This window comes from Gluconobacter sphaericus (genome assembly GCF_016757795.1).
Lineage (GTDB): Bacteria > Pseudomonadota > Alphaproteobacteria > Acetobacterales > Acetobacteraceae > Gluconobacter > Gluconobacter sphaericus.
In genome coordinates this window covers 2229670-2249816 of sequence record NZ_CP068419.1, presented here as the reverse complement: position 1 = coordinate 2249816, position 20147 = coordinate 2229670, and the positions used below count along the sequence as shown (strand labels likewise).

The 20147-nt window shown below is 60.5% G+C and carries 13 protein-coding genes and 1 tRNA gene; 9 read left to right on the top strand and 5 right to left on the bottom strand.

Going from position 1 to position 20147, the window contains the following annotated elements; all coding sequences use genetic code 11:
* Nucleotides 1-431: 431 nt before the first annotated feature.
* Nucleotides 432-2651 (top strand): TonB-dependent receptor family protein, encoded by a 2220-nt coding sequence (locus tag IGS75_RS10675; protein ID WP_228123697.1) that lies wholly within the window; start codon nucleotides 432-434, stop codon nucleotides 2649-2651.
* 97 nt (nucleotides 2652-2748) lie between these two features.
* Here IGS75_RS10675 and IGS75_RS10670 read toward each other — a convergent pair whose 3' ends face one another.
* Both IGS75_RS10670 and IGS75_RS10665 read right to left on the bottom strand, forming a co-directional pair.
* Complete coding sequence (locus IGS75_RS10670) at nucleotides 2749-4110, bottom strand: ABC1 kinase family protein (protein ID WP_202256809.1); 1362 nt, start codon at nucleotides 4108-4110, stop codon at nucleotides 2749-2751.
* Nucleotides 4111-4118: 8 nt separating this feature from the next.
* Entirely contained in the window at nucleotides 4119-5927 is a 1809-nt protein-coding gene (locus IGS75_RS10665) for a M3 family oligoendopeptidase (RefSeq protein ID WP_202256808.1), read from the bottom strand.
* 112 nt (nucleotides 5928-6039) lie between these two features.
* Here IGS75_RS10665 and IGS75_RS10660 point away from each other — a divergent pair, with 112 nt between their 5' ends.
* Complete coding sequence (locus tag IGS75_RS10660) at nucleotides 6040-7173, top strand: acyltransferase family protein (RefSeq protein WP_202256807.1); 1134 nt, start codon at nucleotides 6040-6042, stop codon at nucleotides 7171-7173.
* 23 nt (nucleotides 7174-7196) lie between these two features.
* On the opposite strand, the gene gltB is transcribed toward IGS75_RS10660, so the two are convergent.
* The 3 genes from gltB to IGS75_RS10645 all read right to left on the bottom strand — a co-directional run bounded on the left by gltB (nucleotide 7197) and on the right by IGS75_RS10645 (nucleotide 14331).
* Nucleotides 7197-11717, bottom strand: a complete 4521-nt coding sequence (gene gltB, locus IGS75_RS10655; RefSeq protein ID WP_202256806.1) for a glutamate synthase large subunit — start codon at nucleotides 11715-11717, stop codon at nucleotides 7197-7199.
* Nucleotides 11714-13153: an NAD(P)-dependent oxidoreductase gene (locus IGS75_RS10650; protein WP_202256805.1), complete on the bottom strand. Its 1440-nt coding sequence runs from the start codon at nucleotides 13151-13153 to the stop codon at nucleotides 11714-11716. The genes gltB and IGS75_RS10650 overlap by 4 nt, the downstream gene beginning before the upstream one ends.
* 155 nt (nucleotides 13154-13308) lie before the next feature.
* Entirely contained in the window at nucleotides 13309-14331 is a 1023-nt protein-coding gene (locus tag IGS75_RS10645; RefSeq protein WP_237468766.1) for a complex I NDUFA9 subunit family protein, read from the bottom strand.
* Between the two features lie 109 nt (nucleotides 14332-14440).
* Here IGS75_RS10645 and IGS75_RS10640 point away from each other — a divergent pair.
* The 7 genes from IGS75_RS10640 to rpoN all read left to right on the top strand — a co-directional run bounded on the left by IGS75_RS10640 (nucleotide 14441) and on the right by rpoN (nucleotide 20089).
* Nucleotides 14441-14527, top strand: a tRNA-Leu gene (locus IGS75_RS10640).
* Between the two features lie 62 nt (nucleotides 14528-14589).
* On the top strand, nucleotides 14590-15234 hold the full coding sequence (locus IGS75_RS10635; RefSeq protein ID WP_202256804.1) for a ribonuclease D: 645 nt from the start codon (nucleotides 14590-14592) through the stop codon (nucleotides 15232-15234).
* A gap of 19 nt (nucleotides 15235-15253) precedes the next feature.
* The gene (locus IGS75_RS10630; protein WP_202258483.1) at nucleotides 15254-16252 is read left to right on the top strand and encodes a KpsF/GutQ family sugar-phosphate isomerase; all 999 of its coding nucleotides are present in this window, start codon (nucleotides 15254-15256) and stop codon (nucleotides 16250-16252) included.
* Complete coding sequence (gene lptC, locus IGS75_RS10625) at nucleotides 16249-17055, top strand: LPS export ABC transporter periplasmic protein LptC (RefSeq protein ID WP_228123656.1); 807 nt, start codon at nucleotides 16249-16251, stop codon at nucleotides 17053-17055. Before IGS75_RS10630 ends, lptC begins: the two co-directional genes overlap by 4 nt.
* Nucleotides 17052-18011, top strand: coding sequence for an LptA/OstA family protein (locus tag IGS75_RS10620; protein ID WP_202256803.1), 960 nt, complete (start codon nucleotides 17052-17054; stop codon nucleotides 18009-18011). The genes lptC and IGS75_RS10620 overlap by 4 nt, the downstream gene beginning before the upstream one ends.
* On the top strand, nucleotides 18008-18763 hold the full coding sequence (gene lptB, locus IGS75_RS10615; RefSeq protein ID WP_141349930.1) for an LPS export ABC transporter ATP-binding protein: 756 nt from the start codon (nucleotides 18008-18010) through the stop codon (nucleotides 18761-18763). The genes IGS75_RS10620 and lptB overlap by 4 nt, the downstream gene beginning before the upstream one ends.
* A gap of 9 nt (nucleotides 18764-18772) precedes the next feature.
* Nucleotides 18773-20089, top strand: coding sequence for an RNA polymerase factor sigma-54 (gene rpoN / locus IGS75_RS10610; protein WP_202256802.1), 1317 nt, complete (start codon nucleotides 18773-18775; stop codon nucleotides 20087-20089).
* The last annotated feature ends 58 nt before the right edge of the window (nucleotides 20090-20147 follow it).

The window sequence follows — 20147 nt, the reverse complement described above, 5'->3', positions numbered from 1 at the left end:
TTTTCAATAATGAAATTAATAAAAATCATTCCACTTGAATACAGACTATATATTTAACTGTATTCATAAAAAACAACGCCCCTCCTTCCTACTGAACTGAGGCGGAAGGTGATGTATTTATGAAACATAACGGAAAAACTGCGCGATTTTTTCGGCAAATATCTTGTGATATTTCATTTTTATGACGTAGCGTGACTTTCAGGATTTACTTGGACAAGAATTGGGACCAACCCGTGCATTCAGACTTGGGACGATATCTCTTATCCGGTGTCGCGTTGATCGGCCTTCTGATCAGCCCGACTCACGCCGCAACTACCAGTCATAAAACGCATCCGCATCGTTCGAATCACAGCCGGACCACAACGCCCGCACACCGCACGCAGCCTGCCCGTACCCACAAACACGTAGAAGTGGCATCCGGCTCCGAAGACATGACCATTCATGCACAGCGCAGAGGCTCTCACAGCGCGGTGGAAGTCGTCACACGAGAAACGATGGATCACTTCGTCGCCGGCACCAGCCCGATGCAGATCCTCGCCCTCACAACACCCGGCGCGAACTTCGCCTCCGATGACGCTTTCGGTCTCGATACGGTCGCCAACACCCTCTATGTCCGCGGTTTCAACCAGACCCAGCTCGGCGTCTCGCTCGACGGCATCCCGATGGGCGGCCAGGGCTTCCATAACTGGAACGGCCTCGGTGTCGACCAGATGGAAATCCAGGAAAACATCAGCAGCCTGACCATGTCCCAGGGCGCAGGCGCTCTGGACACACCCTCGGCACAGACCCTCGGCGGCGCCATCACCTTCACCTCAGCGGATCCGTCCGACAAAGCCGGCGGTCAGATCAGCCAGCTCTTCGGCAGCTATAACGGCTTCAGAACCTTCGGCCGGGTCGACAGTGGCAAGCTGAACGCCAGCGGCACCAAATTCTACGCCGCCTATGCCCGCACGGATCAGGATCTTTGGAAAGGATACGGGGACCAGCAGGAGCAGCAGGCCAATTTCAAACTGGTCCAGCCCGTCGGTGACCGCGGCAAGATCACGGCTGTCTTCGACTACTCGAATTTCGAGCAGTACAACTACCTCAGCCTGACGAAGAACATGTGGCAGAAGATGGGACGCAACACGACCTATCTGAAACCCAATTACGCCCTCGCCAAGGAATACGCCTATTACGCCCAGAATGGCGGTGTCCCCGCTGGTCTTGAAGGCGTTCTGTCGAACGACGAAATCGGCGATTACGCCTATGACGGCACCCAGACCCAGAGAAACTACCTCTCAGCCATCACGGGCGAATTCCAGCTCTTCCCCAACGTGACATCCAAGACAATCGCCTACGCGCATGTCTCGAACGGTGATTACAGCGCCACCAACCCGTTCCTGATCTCGCCGACCTCACAGGTCCCGATGGCGATGGAAACCGGTCATCCCGACGTCCGACGTCTGGGCTTCGTCCAGAACTTCGACATCCATGCCGGTCATCACAACGATATCAAGACCGGCATCTGGTACGAGAACGATCGCTTCAACTACCCGATGATGATGTATGAAGACGGCGTCAATACACCGCATTCTTCCATCGCCGACTTCAAAAACGGCACGACCTGGTGGGCTGATTCCTTCAACACCAACACGTTCCAGTTCTATCTGCAGGACACATACCAGATCATTCCGGGCATGACCGTTGAAGCAGGCTTCCGCTCCCTGCTGCAGACAACACATGGTGGAACCAGCGTCGATAACACCAGCACGCTCTCTTCATGGGGCGTCTATTACAGCCACCCTGCTTCCGGCAACCTGACAGCCGCGAACGCATTCCTCCCGCATTTCAACTTTGACTACCACTTCCTCAATCAGCACGAAGTCTATTTCGATATCGCTGAAAACATGCGCGCCTATGACTACTCGGCCCAGAGCTCCAGCGGCTCACCCTGGTCCGGCCTCGGAAGCGCCTCCAACCCCGCACAGACGGTCTTTGACGAAAACAAAAAATCCCTGCGCCCCGAGCGTACTTGGAATTACGTGGTCGGATACCGGTTCAACTCCCACTTTTTCTCCGGAAGTGCCGATTTTTACCACACCGATTACTATAACCGCCTTGCCGCCATCACCAGCGGATCAACTGGCAACACCTACAGTTCATTCATGAATGTAGGTCGTGAAACCATGAACGGCGCAGACGTCGCCGGTACGTTCCGTCCACTGCCCGGTCTGGCCATCACCAACAGCTTCAGCTGGAACGATGCCACCTACGAAGACACGCATCTGCCGTATAACGGTGGTTACGTTAACATCAAAGGCAAGCAGCAGGTCTACTACCCGAAGTTCATGTACAAGGCTGACGTGAGCTACACGTGGCACCACGCAACCTTCAACTTCAACACGACGTACACAAGCGCACGTCAAATGACCTACACCAACGATGAGCAGATCCCGGCTTACTGGACATCAAACCTCAACGTTGCTTACGATTTCGGCAAGGTCGGCTTCGCCCAGAGCCTGAAGACCTCCTTCGGAATCACCAACCTGTACAACCAGAACTATATCGGTGGCGTCTATGGCGCAGCATCCGTAGCGGGTGACGACAACGCCAACCTGTTCGTCGCAGCCCCGCGCGAATTTTTCGGAACCGTCGCAGCACAGTTCTGATCCAGTCACGTCCCAAGCACATCCCCAAGCCATGACACCAATAATAAAGGGCGCTTCCCACAAAGAAAGCGCCCTTTATTCCATGAACCCCAAACCCTCAGAGCGAAGATAGCGCCGGCGGCACCTTCGCCTTCACCAGAGCCTCTTTCTGACGCGCTGCCAGCACGTTCACGTCGAAGCCCTCGATCAGCTCCTCGAACATCTTATGCCAGTTCAGCCGCGCCTCCAGACGCAGGAACGCACTCCCCAGCCCGATCGCCGAACGATCCATCAGCACGAACTCACGCGGCAGCTTCACACCGCCCGTCCGCTTCAGCCCGTCATAGACCTTCTCCAGAACCTGACGCGCCTCCGCCGGATCATTGCTCTCCTGCATGGAGCACACACGATCCGTCATCAGCGGCCGGTAGAAGAACCGCGCCCATTCATTCAGGACACTCGCCGTCTCACGCGAAATCCCGACAAATCCCCACTTGCTGTAAGCGTGGAACGCCAGTTCCTCGTTATTCTCCCGCAGCGCCTTGAACAGATCAATGATCCCCTCCACAAAACGCGGCGAGAAAATCCGAACAGCCCCGAAATCCAGCAGGTTCAAACCATAATCATCCCGCACGGTGAAATTGCCCATATGCGGATCGCCGTGAATGACACCGTAACGATAGACCGGCGTGTACCAGGCCTTGAACAGCGCCGTGGCCATCGCATTGCGATCCTCCAGCGGCAGGTTCTCACCCAGAACGGTCCGCATGCTACGCCCGCTCACCCAGTCCATCGTCAACAGCCGCCCGGTAGACAGTTCCTCAACCGGCGCCGGAACCGTCACCTCAGGCGTCTCGGAAAGCATGTCCCGATACAGCCGCAAATGGCTCGCTTCCCGACGGTAATCCAACTCTTCGCGCAGCCGGTCCGCAAGTTCTGTATAAACCTCGTCCTGCCGGATCGTCGTCTCGAACTGCTTGTAAAGACCCAGCGCGGCCCGGAACTGCCGCAGATCTGAATCCACCGCCGCCTGCATGTCCGGATACTGCAATTTGCACGCCACCTCGCGCCCATCGACCAGACGCGCCCGGTGCACCTGCCCAAGCGACGCCGCCGCCACGGCCTCATGGCTGAAGGAACGGAAATGCTTTTCCCAACCAGCTCCAAGCTCAGCCTGCATGCGACGGCGTACAAAGCTCCAGCCCATCGGCGGCGCATTGGACTGCAGATGCGCCAGCTCTTCGGCATACTCATCCGGCAACGCACCAGGAATAGTCGAGAGAAGCTGGGCCGCCTTCATCAGCGGCCCCTTGAGGTTTCCCAACGCCGACTTCAGGCCCTCTGCATGAACGCCCTTGTCCGTCTTGAAGCCCAGACGGTTACCTGCCATCCGTGCCGCAATACCGCCGACCGCGCCGGAGGTCCGCGCCATGCGACGCAGCTCCCCCATGAGACCGGTGTTGTCGAGATCCCTCGCCATGATGCTCCTCAGTCCTCCTGCTCGAGCTGATCAATCAGCCCCGAGATCACATCCAGTCCTTTACGCCAGAAACCCGGATCTGTCGCATCAAGTCCGAACGGCGCAAGCAGTTCCTTGTGACGCAGCGTCCCGCCCGCTTCGAGCATGGTGCGATATTTCGCAGCAAAACCCTCAGGTTTTTCCTGATAAACGCCATAAAGCGCATTCACCAGACAATCCCCGAAAGCATACGCATAAACATAGAACGGCGAATGCACGAAATGCGGGATATAGGACCAGTAGAGATCATAATCCGGTGTGAAGTGGAATACAGGGCCGAGACTCCGCACCTGAACCTCACGCCAGATTTCTCCCAGACGCTCCGGCGAAAGTTCACCCTTCGCCCGCTCGTCATGAACCTTCACTTCGAACTGGTAGAACGCAATCTGCCGGACAACCGTGTTCAGCATATCCTCGACCTTCGCCGCCAGCATGTGACGGCGACGCTTCGGGTCGCTCTCCGCATCCAGCAGCGACTGGAACGTCAGCATCTCGCCGAACACCGAGGCCGTCTCCGCCAGCGTCAGCGGCGTAGACGCGTTCAGATAGCCCTGCGCCTTCCCAGCGAGCGTCTGATGCACGCCATGCCCCAGCTCATGCGCCAGCGTCATGACGTCACGCGGCTGCCCGCGATAGTTCATCAGAATATACGGATGAACCGAAGGCACACAGGAATGGGAGAAAGCCCCCGAAGACTTCCCCGCGACCGGAGCAGCATCAATCCACGGATGCGTCAGGAACTTCTGAACGATCTCACCCAGCGCAGGATCAAACCCGGCATAGGCATTCTGCACGATCTCCTTGCCCTGCTCCCAGTCAATCTTGCGCACGTCCACACCCGGAAGCGGCGCATTGCGGTCCCAATGCTCCAGCGTCTCAAGCCCAAGCCACTTCGCCTTGAGCGCATAATACCGATGCGCCAGTCGGGGATAAGCCTCGTCCACCGCGCCAACCAGCGCATCGACAACCTCGTCCTCGACCATATTCGCCAGATTGCGCGAACTCGTCGGGCGCGGATAACCCCGCAACTTGTCCCCGATCGCCTTGTCCTTGGCGAGCGTGTTGGTAATCATCGTCAGCAGGCGCGAATTTTCGCCCAGCACCGCACTGATCTGCTGCGCCGCAGCCTCGCGCTTCGTACGATCCGCATTCGTCAGCAGATTGAACGCCTCGCCCAGCGGCTTTTCCTCACCGTCAATCGTGACACTCAGCGTCGCCATGGTCTCATCGAACAACCGGTTCCAGGCATTACGCCCCGTCACCGACTTGTCCATCAGCACCTGCTCGACCTCATCGGAAAGCTGATACGGCCGGTACATCCGCAGATCCCGCAGATACGCACCCCATTTGTGCATTTCCTGCGCCTCGCAGATCAGCGCCAGCGTCTCGTCGGGAATGCGGTTCAGCTCCAGCGTAAAGAACATCAGATCGGAGGCCACCTCCGTCATCCGCTCCTGCACGCCCTGTGCAAACCGCCCCCAGACCGGATCAGTCGTATGCGCCGCAAAGCCAAGGCTGGAAAAAGATCCAATCTTCCCCAAGCCCTCCTCGATCGCTTCGTATTCCGCAAACGCCTTCGCCAGCTCCGCACCCTTCAGCGTCTCCAGGCGCCCCTTGTACGTTTCGCAGAAACTGCGCGCCGCCCCGGCCCAGCGATCAAAATCCGAAGCCAGCACCGGATCTTCCGGCGACGCATAAAGATCAGAGAGATCCCAACGGGGAGGCATCTGCTCCTCGGAGGACGCATTCGATGTGCCATCAACGGCAGAAAAGAGCATGGTCATATCCTGACCTTAAAGCCACAATCCCCCCCGTCAAACGGGATGTTGATGACAAAACCGTAGTGTAAAACCGCCGCAAAGCCCGCAACTCCGGATCTCCCGCCACTTCATGCAAATATACCCTCCTCAGGCATCCGTTCCGCTGACATCCTTTGAAAACCTGCGCGAACGAATCGCAGGCCCCGACCTGGTCCGCACGGTCGCCATTCTCGATGTCCTGATCTGCCATGACGGAAGCCTGTTCTGTGCATGGTGGCACCAGCCCCTCCCGTTTCACCTGGCCGTGCTCGGCTTCTATGGCGTCATGCTGTTCTTCGTCCTCAGCGGCTTCCTGATCGGCACGATCATGCTGGGCCTGCTGGAACGCAGAACATCCGTGAAAGGCTGGGGCATCTTCCTGCTCCGCCGCTGGCTGCGCACCCTGCCCGCCTATTATTTCTGGCTATTCGCGCTACTCATCCCACTCGCGTATTTCGGCCCTTACGGCGTGCCATGGGACGAAGCCCGCCACGCCCTGCCCTGGTTCCTGACCCTGACACAAAATCTCGGCTGGCCCATGGTCTCGAACTGGTACGGCGCCACCTGGTCGCTCTGCGTGGAGGAATGGTTCTACATCGCCTTCCCCGCCCTGCTCCTCACGCTCCTCGCCTGCCGGATCAAACCCGCCACAGCCTTCGGAACCACACTCGCGGCCTTTTTCATCGTCCCGCTCTGCTGGCGCCTCTCGCTCCCCACGGACGTCAACTGGGACGAAGTCACCAGCAAAATCGTCCCCTGCCGCTTCGACTCAATTGCATGGGGCATCGCCGCCGCCTGGCTTTACAGGTACAGACCCGCCGTCACCCGCTACAGCACACTGCTCGCCATCGCAGGCACGGCGATCGTGCTCACCGTCTGGTGGCGCAATACCGGAGATGGTGCACTCTGGCCCCCGCGCTTCAGCGCCATGGCTTCATTTGATGTCATGGGACTGGGCTATGCCCTGTGCATGCCCGCCATGATGCGCCTGCGAACCCTGCCGCCCCTGATCGGCCCGGCAGTCCGCAGCATCAGCACCCACAGCTACGCGCTCTATCTGTGCCATCTCCCGCTGGTGATGATGGTGAGCGACCTTCAAACCCGCTACGGCCTCGGACGCAGATACGCCCTGCTCCTCACGATCCTCACCACCCTCGGCGGCGCGATCCTGTCATGGCACCTTGTGGAACGCCCCTGCCTGAAACTCCGTCCCAGACAGAGGTAACCAGACAGGGGTAAAACGCTTGTTCAGGCCGAAAGCTGGGACAGGTCTTCCTGAACGTAGCCGATGATCCGCGCATAATCGCGCGGCACAACATGCCAGAACCGCTCCAGCGTCTGCTCCCAGCAATGCAGCAGATCCGCAGCATAAGTACTGCCCGTCTCCGCTACATGACGTTCCACGAGCACGCGCAGTTCCTGATCCCAGCGACTGCCAGCCGGCACACGGTTCCAGATCACCGTATCCGGGTTGATCTGCGCCTCGAACCGCCCCTTCACGTCCAGCACATAAGCCATGCCCCCCGTGAAACCGGCGCCGAAATTGTCGCCCGTCTCCCCAAGGATCACGACCGTCCCACCCGTCATGTATTCACAGCCATTCGAGCCACAGCCCTCAACCACGGCCGTCGCCCCCGAGTTACGGACCGCAAAGCGCTCACCCGCCTGCCCGGCCGCAAACAGCGTCCCCGCCGTCGCCCCGTACAGAACCGTATTGCCAATGATCGCGCTCTGCTCGGACGCCCACTGCGCCGACGGTGACTTGCGAACAACAATCGTCGCCCCCGAAAGCCCCTTGCCGACATAGTCGTTGGCATCGCCCTCGACCTCGATCTTGAGCCCCTGCACACCAAACGCCCCCAGAGACTGCCCGGCAGACCCGCGCAGCGAGAGCGTAAGCTGCCCTTCCGGAAGCTCCTTCATGCCGAACTTGCGCGTAATCAACCCCGAAACCCGCGTGCCGATCGCACGATGCGTATTCTGCACCGTGTAATGCAGATGCAGCTTCTCCCGACGTTCGAACAGCGCCGTCGCATCCGGGATGATCTGCCCGTCCAGCGTCTCCGGCACTTCGTTACGCCCCTCACGGGTGCAGAACCGCGCATGCTCACCCGGATCGGCCTGAACCAGCAGGGAGTTCAGATCCAGATCATCCAGATAATCCGCACCACGCGACACCTGGCGCAACATGTCCGTCCGCCCGATCACCTCTTCAAGCGACCGCACGCCCAGATCCGCCAGAATATGCCGGATGTCTTCCGCAATCAGCGTGAACAGATTGATAACCTTCTCCGGCGATCCCCCGAACTTCTCCCGCAGCTTTTCGTCCTGCACACACACACCCACCGGACAGGTGTTGGAGTGGCACTGGCGCACCATGATACAGCCCATCGCCACAAGTGCGGCCGTGCCGATACCGAACTCTTCCGCACCCAGCATCGCCGCCATAACAACATCGCGGCCCGTCTTGATGCCACCATCCGTCCGCAGCACCAGACGATGACGCAGCCGGTTCAGCATCAGCACCTGATGCGCCTCCGACAGCCCCATTTCCCACGGCAGACCCGCATAATGGATCGAAGACTGCGGGCTCGCACCCGTCCCTCCCGAATGGCCGGAAATCAGGATCGCATCCGCCTTGGCCTTCGCCACACCGGCGGCAATCGTGCCGATGCCTGTCCGCGCCACCAGCTTGACCGTAACAGTCGCCGTCGGATTGATCTGCTTGAGATCGTAAATAAGCTGCGCCAGATCCTCGATCGAATAGATGTCGTGATGCGGCGGCGGCGAAATCAGTGTGACCCCCGGCGTCGCATGACGCAGACGCCCGATCAGTTCCGTCACCTTGAAGCCCGGAAGCTGCCCGCCCTCGCCGGGCTTCGCACCCTGCGCCATCTTGATCTCGATCTCGCGGCAGTCGTTCAGATACTGCGCGGTCACGCCAAAACGCCCGGACGCCACCTGCTTGATGGCCGAAGACGCATTGTCCCCGTTCGGACGCGGCTTGGAGCGCTCGGCATCCTCGCCACCCTCACCGGAATCGGACTTCGCACCAATCCGGTTCATGGCAATCGCCAGCGTCTCATGCGCCTCGGGGCTCAGAGCGCCCAGCGAAATTCCTGGTGCCACCAGACGACGGCGGATCTGCGTGATGCTCTCCACTTCATCCACCGGAACCGGCGCATGAAGCGGCTTGAAATCCAGCAGATCACGTAGCGCCACCGGCGGCATCTGACGCACCGCATCCGCATAACGCCGATACAGCGTGAAGCTGTTCGCCGTCACCGCACTCTGAAGCATATGCACAAGCTGCCCTGAGAACGCATGCGTCTCACCCTGACGCCGCAGCTTGTAACGCCCGCCAACTGGCAACGCCTCAACCTTCCGGTTCCACGCGGCGGCATGAGCTCCAAGGATGTTACGCGCAATTCCCGGCAGACCAATCCCCGAAATCCGCGACGGCATGCCCGGGAAAAACTCCGCCACCAGCGCGCGGGACAGCCCGATCGCCTCGAAATTATACCCGCCACGATAGGCCGAAATGATCGAAATGCCCGACTTGGACATGATCTTGAGCAGGCCCTTATCCACGGCCTTGCGATACCGCTCCATCGCCTCACGCAGCGACATCTTGCCGAACAGCCCGCGCCGCAGCCGGTCCGCCACGCAATACTGCGCCAGCGCCGGATTCACCGTCGTCGCACCAACACCAATCGTGACGGCAATCGCATGCACGTCGATCGCCCCGGACGTCCGCACGTTCAGCGACGTGAACGTCCGCAGCGAATTACGCACCAGATGGATATGCACGGCCGCGGTCGCGAGGATCATCGGAATCGCAACCCGCGTTGCATCCGTATTGTCGTCCGTCAGGAACAGATGCGTGCATCCGCCGCGAACATGATCTTCCGCCTGCGCCCGGATGGAGGCAATCGCCGCCCGCAGACCTTCCTCGCCCTCTTCGGCCGGGAAAGTGCAGTCGATCACGCCAGCATTCTCGCCGCAGACCTTCCGCAGTTCGTCAAACTCACCAATCGTCAGAACCGGGCTCGGCAACTGCAACAGATCGCACTGCTCCGGCGCTTGGTCGAGAATGTTCCCCAGATTACCCAGCCGCGTAATCAGGCTCATCACTCGCGTCTCGCGCAGGGAGTCGATCGGCGGATTCGTTACCTGACTGAACCCCTGACGGAAATAATGCGCCAACCCGCGATAGATCGTGGACAACACCTGAAGCGGCGTATCATCGCCCATCGACCCCAGAGCCTCGGCCGCATTCTCCACCATCGGGTGCAGAATGGTCTCCAGCTCCTCATGCGTCAGACTGACCGCGACCTGATGCCTCCGCAGCAGATCGGCGTCCAGCGCCTCAGGCTCCACAACATCGCGCACGATCGGCTCGATATCGCGGATGCGCTTCACCCAGCCTTGGAAATCCTGACGTGACGCCAGCATCTCGAGCAACTCTTCAGACTGGTAAAGCCGCCCTTCCTTCAGATCCAGCGCAAGCGTCTGCCCTGGACCAAGGCGCCCGCGGCTTTTAACCCGCGCATCCGGCACCCGGACCATCCCCGTCTCGGAGCCCACGATGAGCAGACCATCCTGCGTGATGCTATATCGCAGCGGACGCAGCCCGGCGCGATCCAGCCCGGCCACAACCCAACGCCCATCCGTCGCACACAACGCCGCCGGACCATCCCACGGCTCAATCACCGCATTACAATACCGAAACAACGACCGCGCCGCATCGGACATCGCGGAGTTCGCGCCCGCCGATGCCGGTACCAGCATCGTCTTCGCCATAGGCGCATCCCGCCCAGCGAATGTCAGCAGTTCAAACACATTGTCCAGAACCGCCGTATCGGAACCCGCAGCCTGCACCACAGGCTTCAGATCCGCCATGTACGGGTCCAGATCCGGATGGGCGAGCCGCGTTTCATGCGAGCGCATCCAGTTCGTATTGCCCGAAATCGTGTTGATCTCGCCGTTATGCGCCACTTTGCGGAACGGCTGGGCGAGCTTCCAGGTCGGGAACGTATTGGTCGAATACCGCTGGTGGTAGATCGCAAACCGCGACACAAACCGCTCATCCAGCAGATCCGGATAAAAATCCGTCAGGTTTTCAGCAAGGAACATGCCCTTGTAGATTACCGAGCGGCAGGACATCGAACACACATACAGATCAACCTGCTGCGCCGTCGCCTGCTTCTCGATCCGCCGGCGCAGCACATACAGGTCGCGCTCGAACTCGTCCTCGGACCGGCCAAGCCGGTTGCGGATCATGATCTGCTCGATTTCCGGCCGCGTCTGGTTGGCCTTCTCGCCAATACACGCCGTATCGATTGGCACCTGACGCCAGCCATAGATCCCGTAACCGAAGTTCAGGATCTCCGTCTCAATGATCTGGCGGCCCCGCTCCTGCGAGCCCAGATCGGTCTTGGGCAGGAACACCATACCCACTGCGATACGACCATCAATCGTATCGTCGCTGGAACTGTTATGGATCGCCTCGGCAAAGAAATCTTGCGGAATTTCTACATGAATGCCCGCACCATCGCCGGTCTTGCCATCGGCATCGACCGCACCGCGATGCCAGATATTACCCAGCGCCTCGATGCCTGCCTGAACCACACTGCGCGACGGCTTGCCGTCCAGCGCCGCGACCAGACCCACACCACAGGAATCGCGCTCCTGCGACGGGTCATACAGCCCCTTCAGACGCTCGACATTCTCGGCATACTCGCGGATGAAATCGTTATTCTGTGTCATTCCGCGGCCTCCAGAGAACCGGTTACTGTTTCAGTCAGATGATGATGGATCGCATCGGCCGCATCCCGGCCGTCCTTGATCGCCCAGACGACAAGGCTCGCTCCGCGCACGATATCGCCCCCGGCGAACACACCCGGCAAGCTCGTCTCAAAGCCACCCGGCGGCACCGTTAGCGTGCCCCAGCGCGTCACAGCCAGATCAGGAGCCGCGAACTGCCCCGGCAGATCCTCAGGATCAAAGCCCAGAGCCTTGATGACCAGATCGCCCTCAATCACGTCATGCTGCCCCGTGCCCTCGATGGACCGGCGCCCCGACGCATCCGGAGCCCCCAGTCGCATCTTCAGAACCCGTACGCCCGACACGCTGCCATCACCGAGAAATGCCTCAGGCGAGCCCAGCCATTCGAACTGCGCACCTTCTTCCTCGGCATTGTAAACTTCCTGCCGCGATCCCGGCATATTCGCCCGGTCCCGGCGGTAAACACAGGTCACACGCTCAGCACCCTGACGGATCGACGTGCGCACGCAGTCCATGGCCGTGTCACCACCGCCAATAACCACAACCCGACGGCCCTTCGCATGAAGCACCGCATCCTCGCCCGGATCCTCGTCATAACCCCGGCGGTTGGACGCCGTCAGGAAGTCGATCGCATCGACAACACCCTCAAGACCAGCCCCCGGCACCTTCACATCGCGCGAGCGATACACACCCGTCGCGAGAAACACCGCATCATGCCGCGCCCGCAGATCCTCAAGGGACGTCTCGCCTTCACCAGAACCAACAGGCGTGGAGAGATGGAACACGATCCCCTGCGCCTCCAGTAACGCATGACGGCGCGCCACCACATGTTTTTCCAGCTTGAAGCTCGGAATGCCGTAAGTCAGCAGTCCACCCACACGGTCCTGACGCTCATAGACATGAACCTCATAACCCTGCGCCCGCAGCCGCTCCGCACAGGCCAGCCCCGCAGGACCAGACCCCACAATCCCAACACTGCGCCCAAGTTCACGATCCGGAAGTGCCGGCTTCACCCAACCCTGCTCGAACGCATTTTCCGTAATGAACCGCTCGACAGCACCAATGGTGACGCTTTCAAAGCCCTTGTTGATGACGCAGTTGCCTTCGCACAGCCGGTCCTGCGGACAGATCCGCCCGCAGATCTCCGGAAACGTATTCGTCGCGGACGACATCTCATACGCTTCCTCAAGCCGGTCCTCAGCCGTCAGCTTCAGCCAGTCGGGAATGTTGTTCCCCAGCGGACAATGCACGGAGCAGAACGGAATCCCGCACTGCGAACACCGCGACGCCTGCTCTTCCGCCCGGCTGCGCGCGAACCCACGATAAATCTCCCCGAAGTCCTGACGGCGTTCAGCCGCATCGCGCTTCTCCGGAAGCACCTGGGGGTGGGTGACGAACTGCAACATCCGTTCGGCCATGCGTCGTGTCTCCTGCAAACATGCGAGTAAGAATGCAGCTATTCCGTCACTTTATCCAATAATAGTCAGCAGTGCTGACCCTTCATTGGAAATACCCCATCCACAGCCTTCCTGAGGCATTTTTCACACACTTATTTAGGTCCATATCGGACCCATCATTTCCGAAACCGCCGCCAAGTCTCACAAACACTACCATTCAAATAACCCGGCACCACACTCCGCATCGCCGTCGGCTTCATCCCGAGCGACTGGAGATCATCCGCACCCGGCTGCACCACATTATCCAGCCCCATCATCACGACCTGATCCCGCGTCAGCAGATGCCCCGGCAACGCCTCAAGGATTTCCGCCTCCAGCTTTGCCACCCAGTCCGGCACCGGCAACAGCAACCGACGACGACCCGACGCCTCCAGCACGAACGCCATCAGCTCTTTCATGGTCAGCACATCCGGCCCACCCGCCTCGACTGTCATGCCCCCACGCTCCGGCGTCAGCAGCGCCATCGCCGCCCGCGCCACATCCCCAACACAGACCGGCTGGAACCGCGTCCCCGCCGCAAACACCGGCAACACCGGCGAGAGCTTCGCAATCAACGCGAACATGTTGAAGAAACTGTCGTCGGGCCCAAAAATCACTGAAGGCCGCAATAGCGCAGCTTCCGGAAACACCTCCCGCACCACACGCTCGGCCAGCCCCTTGCTCCGCCCATAATTCCCAGGCGAGCGTATCGAAGCCCCGATGGCGGACATGTGCATATACTGCCCCACGCCCTCGCGCTGCGCCGCAAGCGCCGCCAGACGCGCACCCTCCACATTGACGCGATGCATCGCCTTCACATCCGGCGACATGATCGACACAAGATTGATTCCCGCATCAGCCCCAGCGAACAGACGCTCCAGCGAACCCACGTCATTCACGGACGCTTTGATGAACTCCACACGCCCATCACCCGGAAAGCGGGCCAACGCCTGATCGCCCTCGGGATTGCGACTGCCAACACGCACCACATGCCCCGACGCCACAAGCCGCCCCACCAGCTCGCGGCCAACAAAGCCTCCACCGCCCAGAACCGCCACAACCCGCCCCACGGACTGCACGCCCCTGTCCGGCCCGCTCCCTTCACAAATCCCGTCACTCATGCCGCCGCCAGTCCCCTCTACGGAAAAATTTGTACGCATTGTTGTTTTTCTTTCAGTTTAGCTGTTGACGCCCCACACGTGCAGGGGTAAACGCCTCTTCACCGAGCCGGGATGCTCCAGGAAACTGAAAAAACCCGGTGCTTTCTGAGCCCAGATGGCGGAATTGGTAGACGCGCAGGTTTCAGGTACCTGTGTCCGAAAGGACGTGGAAGTTCGAGTCTTCTTCTGGGCACCACAGACGATCAGGCAAAATACTGCCTCGATCCTCTGGTGATCAAAAAAATTTGGTGACGACAAATGAGTTCGCAGAGCGCCATCCATCTTCATGACGGCGATCTGCCGGATGACTTTGATTTAGGCCCTCTCGTCGCCATCGATACCGAGACCATGGGTCTCAATCCCCATCGTGACCGCCTCTGCCTCGTCCAACTTTCAGCCGGCGACGGTGAAGCCCATCTCGTCCAGATCAAGCCGGCCTCCATGGGTGGCCGCGGCTATGACTGCCCGAACCTCAAGGCTCTTCTGACAGACGATTCCGTCACCAAGCTGATGCATTTCGCACGCTTTGACGTCGCAGTCCTGCAGAACGCCTTCAACATCACAATCCCATCGGTTATCTGCACCAAGATCGCCGCCCGACTGGTCTACACCTTCACCAACCGCCACGGCCTGGCCTATCTGTGTCGCGACCTTCTTGGCGTCGAAATCTCCAAACACCAGCAGAGTTCAGACTGGGGCGCACAAACCCTCACCCCTGACCAGCTCCTCTATGCCGCTTCGGACGTGCTGTATCTTCACGCATTGTGGGATAAGCTCGAAGCCATGCTGATCCGTGAAAACCGCCGTGACCTTGCGCAGGCCTGCTACGATTTCCTTCCGGCCCGCTGCCGACTGGACCTCATGGGCTACGAAGAGCCCGACATTTTCTCGCATCGCGCCTGATTTCCCGCCTGGCCTGAACATGCACCGTCCGTCGCCCCGCCCCTTCCGTACTGCGCTCGATTCGGCACTCCAGACCGTCTCTATCGAGCGCAAAGGCCTTCAGGCCCTCGAACACGCCCTCTCCGGCCCGCTCGGAGAAGCCTTCTGCGAGGCCGTGAACCGCATCGCCGAGAGCGAAGGCCGACTGATCGTTACCGGGATCGGCAAATCCGGCCATATCGCCCGCAAGATCCAGGCCACCCTTGCCTCCACTGGCACGCCCTCCCTTTTCCTGCACCCCGCAGAAGCCGCCCACGGCGATCTGGGCATGGTGGCCCCGGGCGACCTGATCCTGGCCTTCTCCAATTCCGGCGAAAGCACCGAACTCGCCGCGATTCTGGCCTATGCTGCCCGACAGAAGCACTGCGTGATCGCCATCACCTCGGTCGGTACCTCTGCCCTGGCCCGCGCTTCCGAGATCCCACTGGTCCTCCCCACGAGCACCGAGGCCTGCCCGATGGGGTTGGCGCCGACGACCAGCACCCTGCTGCAACTCGCCCTGGGCGACGCACTTGCCCTCGCACTGCTTGAAAAACGCGGCTTTACCGCCCGTGATTTCGGCGTTTTCCACCCCGGCGGTCTCCTCGGCGCCCGCCTGCGCCCCATCAGTGACCTGATGCACACAGGTGACGCCCTCCCTCTCGGACAGAGCAGCCTCCCGTTGCGCTCCGTTATTCTCGAGATGACACGCAAGTCATTCGGGTGCATGGGTGTGACTGATGACAATGGTGTACTTCAGGGCCTCATCACAGACGCCGACCTGCGCCGCGCCCTCTCCGGTGACCTCGACACGACCACGGCGAAAGACGTCATGAACGCCGCCCCCGTCACCGCCACCCCCACGACACTGGCGCAGGACGTGCTGCAACTCATGAACCAGCGCGAACGCCCCATCACGAGCCTCTTCATCGTGGATGAAGACCGGCGCCCCACGGGAATCGTCCACGTCCACGACCTCCTGCGAAGCGGCCTGTCATGAACGGCCCTACCCCGAACGTTCCCGGCCCCAATGCTCCGCCCCCCGAAAACGGCGAGCCCCGCATCCGCCGCGAAGATTTCGATCCCGACCGCGCCGAGAGTCTCGCCCGTCTCGACAGCCTGCGCCGCGCAGCCTTCCAGCGCATCCGTCAGGCTCCCGACGCCGAACAGCTTGCCCGCCGCCGCTCCCTCCTAGGATTCGCCAAATGGGCGCTGCCAGGCCTTGCCCTCGTCCTGCTCAGTTCCATCGCCGCCTGGCCCGAGATTTCCCATCTCGTGAACCAGAACCGCGCCGCCCTGAAGGAAATGGCTCGTCTGCGCGTGGAAAGCGGCAACATGGAACAGGCCACCTATCGCGGCCTCGATGCCCATAACCACCCCTACATGATCACCGCCCGCACCACCCACCAACAGGGCCCTGATCGCGTGGATCTGATCGACCCGGTCGCCGACATCCAACTCTCCGGCAACTCCTGGGCCCATATCCGCTCCGATCGCGGCGTTTACATGCAGCACGAACAGACGCTGGATCTCGACGACAACGTCGTGCTCTACCGTGACGACGGCCTGCTGTTGAACGGCCCCTCCGCCGATCTGGACCTTAAAGCCGGCGTGATCGCATCCCGCGACTGGGTCCACGCTGAAGGTCCCTTCGGCCGGCAGGACGCCCAAGGCTATTTTCTGGACCAGCATGCAGGTATCATGCAGTTTACGGGACCGGGACTGACGGTCCGCAACGATGACAACGGCCCTCCGAGTGCGGCGGCCCGCCTGCACCTGCAAGGACTGAAGACCGAAAAATGACCCCCCGCCCCGCAGCCCTCCTCCCCCTCCTCATCGCCCTGCCGCTCGCGCTTCCCCCAGCCCCGGCACATGCGGACGGACTGGACATGTCCCACGGCGAAGCCGTCCAGCTCTTCTGGAAAAAAGAAGAGATCTATGACCGCAACGCCCAGACCGTGACGCTTACGGGAGGCGCACGGGCCGTGCGTGGAGATGTGACGGTCGATGCGGACACGCTGATCGGATATCTGCGCAAGAAAACCCCGCCTCCGGGACAGCCTGCTCCTCCTCCACCCCCGGCTAACGCCAAGGATAACAGCGGCGACCCGATGGGAGGTTCTCTTGAGCTCTATCGGATCGAGGCTCGCGGCGACGTCCATATTTACAACCAGACCGATCAGGGTTGGGGCGATCATGCCCTGTACGACATGGATCAGGCCGTAATGGTTATGACCGGAAAGCATCTCAAACTGACGACCCCGCAGGACGTCCTGACTGCGCGTGACGTGATGGAGTATCACTCGAAAACACGCATGTCGGTCGGTCGCGGTGATGCCACCGTGACAACCAATGATGGCAAGCAGGTCAAGGCGGACGTGCTGGTCTCCTTCAGCAAACCCAGCGACGCACCTGCATCAGGACAGCCGCAGTCGGCCAAGCCGGCCCAGGCCACCGATTCCTCCAATCCGATGGGTGGCGGCGCCTCAAAGCTCGACCGTGCCTACGGATGGGGACACGTTGTCCTCCGTACCCCGACCCAGACCGCTACCGGCGACCGCGGCGTCTATGTTTTCGACACCCAGATCGCACGCCTGATCGGGCATGTGCATGTCACGCAGGGCCAGAACCAGAACAATGGTTCGCAGGCCATCGTGAACATGAAGACCGGCATTGCAACCATGCTGCCAGGCACGGATTCGCCCATTCAGGGGCTCGTCGTGCCAAACGAGGCCAACAGCAGCCAGGCACCCAAGTGACAGACAGCTACATCCCCTCTCCGCCGCCTCCAACAGGTCTCGTCGCAAGCGGCATCGGCAAGTCCTACAAGAAGCGCGCCGTCGTCAAGAACGTCTCGCTTCAGGTGCAACGCGGCGAAGCCGTTGGCCTTCTCGGCCCGAACGGTGCGGGCAAGACGACCAGTTTTTATATGATCGTCGGCCTCGTACAGCCCGACACCGGGACCATCACGCTGGATGGCGCGGACATCACGCAACTTCCGATGTATCGCCGTGCGCGTCTCGGTGTTGGCTACCTGCCGCAGGAAGCCAGCATTTTCCGTGGCCTGAATGTCGAACAGAACATTATGGCGGCACTTGAGGTCGTCGAGCCCGACCCGGAAAAGCGCGACTTGATGCTTAACGGCCTGCTGGCCGAGTTCGGCATTACCCATCTACGCCGCTCGCCTTCGCTCGCCCTGTCCGGTGGTGAGCGCCGCCGTCTGGAAATTGCCCGTGCACTCGCCAGCCAGCCGAACTACATCCTGCTTGATGAACCGCTTGCCGGCATTGATCCGATTGCCGTCGGTGAAATCCGCGATCTCGTTTCGCATCTGAAGGATCGCGGTATCGGGGTGCTGATCACGGACCATAACGTCCGCGAAACGCTCGAAGTCATTGACCGCGCCTATATCATGCATGGCGGCCAGGTCCTGATGGAAGGGACACCCGAAGCCATTGTTGCGAACGAAGATGTCCGCCGGGTCTATCTCGGAGAGAATTTCTCGCTGTAACATGCCGGGATGCTTGTCCCGGGCCTGATCCAGCGTCAGTCGCAGTCTCTCGTCATGACGCCTCAATTGCGTCAGGCGATTGCGCTACTGCAATATACGCAGACCGATCTCGCCCAGCATCTCCGGCAGGTCTGTGAAACCAACCCACTCCTCATTCTGGAGCCCGGCGACACAGCCCCTGACGCCCTGCCTGCGTCAGACGAGTTCCACGATGACGACCCGGACCGATTCACCGTAGCGCCCGACCGTCCGGAAGCCGCAGCACCACCCCCGTCCGATCGTGACGATCTGGTCCTTCAGATCCGCCTCTCCATTCCTCCGGATGAGCAGACCGCCGCTTTTCATCTACTGGACACGCTCGACGAAACCGGTCGTCTGACTGTGTCTGTCACGGATCTCGCGACCGCGCTTGGTATGGATACCTCCCGGCTCGAAGAAATCCGACAGATCCTCATGCATTTAGAGCCAGTGGGGCTTTTCGCCCGCTCACTTGAAGAATGTCTGGCCGCACAACTCCGGGCCCGAAACCGGCTCGATCCCGCGATGCAGATCCTGCTCGACAATCTGGATCTCCTCGCCCGACGAGACTGGCGCAAACTCCGCGAAAAATGCGCCCTCGATCAGGAAGACCTGCTGGACATGCTGGCCGAGATTCAGGCCCTTGATCCACACCCTGGCCTCAGCCTTCCGCCACCCGCGCCACCTATTGAACCCGACCTGATCGTTCGCGCTCACGGCTCTGGGTTTCGCCTGACCTTCAACACGCGCCTGCTTCCCAAACTCCGCTTCGACGATGCACTGCGTGCGCAGATTGACAGCCATACGGACGCCGGAAAAACACTCCTCACCTATGCCACCGAAGCCACAGCGCTGATCCGTGCCCTGCAAAACCGCAAACAGTCGCTCCTCACCGTCGGTTATGCCATCGTCCAGCATCAGGCCGCCTTCCTGCGCGACGGTCCAGCCGCCCTGCGTCCCCTGACCATGCGCGAAATCGCCGAGCGCACGGAGCTGCATGAAAGCACCATCAGTCGCATTGTCAGCAACAAATACATCGACACACCGCAGGGAACCGTCCCACTGAAGCTCTTCTTTTCAACCGCTCTTCCATCCGGAAACGGCACGACCCAGAGCGCCCACGCCATCCAGCATCGTCTTCAGGGACTGATCTTAGCCGAAGGCGACGACGTCCTGTCCGATGATGCCCTGACAGCTCTCCTGCAACAGGAAGGCTTCGCCATCCAGCGCCGCACCGTTGCGAAATATCGCGAGGGGCTTGGTATTGCGAAATCCAGCCAGCGCAAGCGTCTGCGCCGCACGTCCTGATACATCAGGCAGAGATGCAAGGCTTTGACAGGCTGGCAGAACTTCCCTTACGGAGCCT

What these genes read in the sequence shown, in the direction of transcription:
- IGS75_RS10675 (WP_228123697.1), top strand. Translation starts at nt 432, where the DNA reads ATGACCATTCATGCACAGCGCAGAGGCTCTCACAGCGCGGTGGAAGTC.
- IGS75_RS10670 (WP_202256809.1), bottom strand. Translation starts at nt 4,110, where the DNA reads ATGGCGAGGGATCTCGACAACACCGGTCTCATGGGGGAGCTGCGTCGC.
- IGS75_RS10665 (WP_202256808.1), bottom strand. Translation starts at nt 5,927, where the DNA reads ATGCTCTTTTCTGCCGTTGATGGCACATCGAATGCGTCCTCCGAGGAG.
- IGS75_RS10660 (WP_202256807.1), top strand. Translation starts at nt 6,040, where the DNA reads ATGCAAATATACCCTCCTCAGGCATCCGTTCCGCTGACATCCTTTGAA.
- gltB (WP_202256806.1), bottom strand. Translation starts at nt 11,717, where the DNA reads ATGACACAGAATAACGATTTCATCCGCGAGTATGCCGAGAATGTCGAG.
- IGS75_RS10650 (WP_202256805.1), bottom strand. Translation starts at nt 13,153, where the DNA reads ATGGCCGAACGGATGTTGCAGTTCGTCACCCACCCCCAGGTGCTTCCG.
- IGS75_RS10645 (WP_237468766.1), bottom strand. Translation starts at nt 14,331, where the DNA reads ATGCGTACAAATTTTTCCGTAGAGGGGACTGGCGGCGGCATGAGTGAC.
- IGS75_RS10635 (WP_202256804.1), top strand. Translation starts at nt 14,590, where the DNA reads ATGAGTTCGCAGAGCGCCATCCATCTTCATGACGGCGATCTGCCGGAT.
- IGS75_RS10630 (WP_202258483.1), top strand. Translation starts at nt 15,254, where the DNA reads ATGCACCGTCCGTCGCCCCGCCCCTTCCGTACTGCGCTCGATTCGGCA.
- lptC (WP_228123656.1), top strand. Translation starts at nt 16,249, where the DNA reads ATGAACGGCCCTACCCCGAACGTTCCCGGCCCCAATGCTCCGCCCCCC.
- IGS75_RS10620 (WP_202256803.1), top strand. Translation starts at nt 17,052, where the DNA reads ATGACCCCCCGCCCCGCAGCCCTCCTCCCCCTCCTCATCGCCCTGCCG.
- rpoN (WP_202256802.1), top strand. Translation starts at nt 18,773, where the DNA reads ATGCTTGTCCCGGGCCTGATCCAGCGTCAGTCGCAGTCTCTCGTCATG.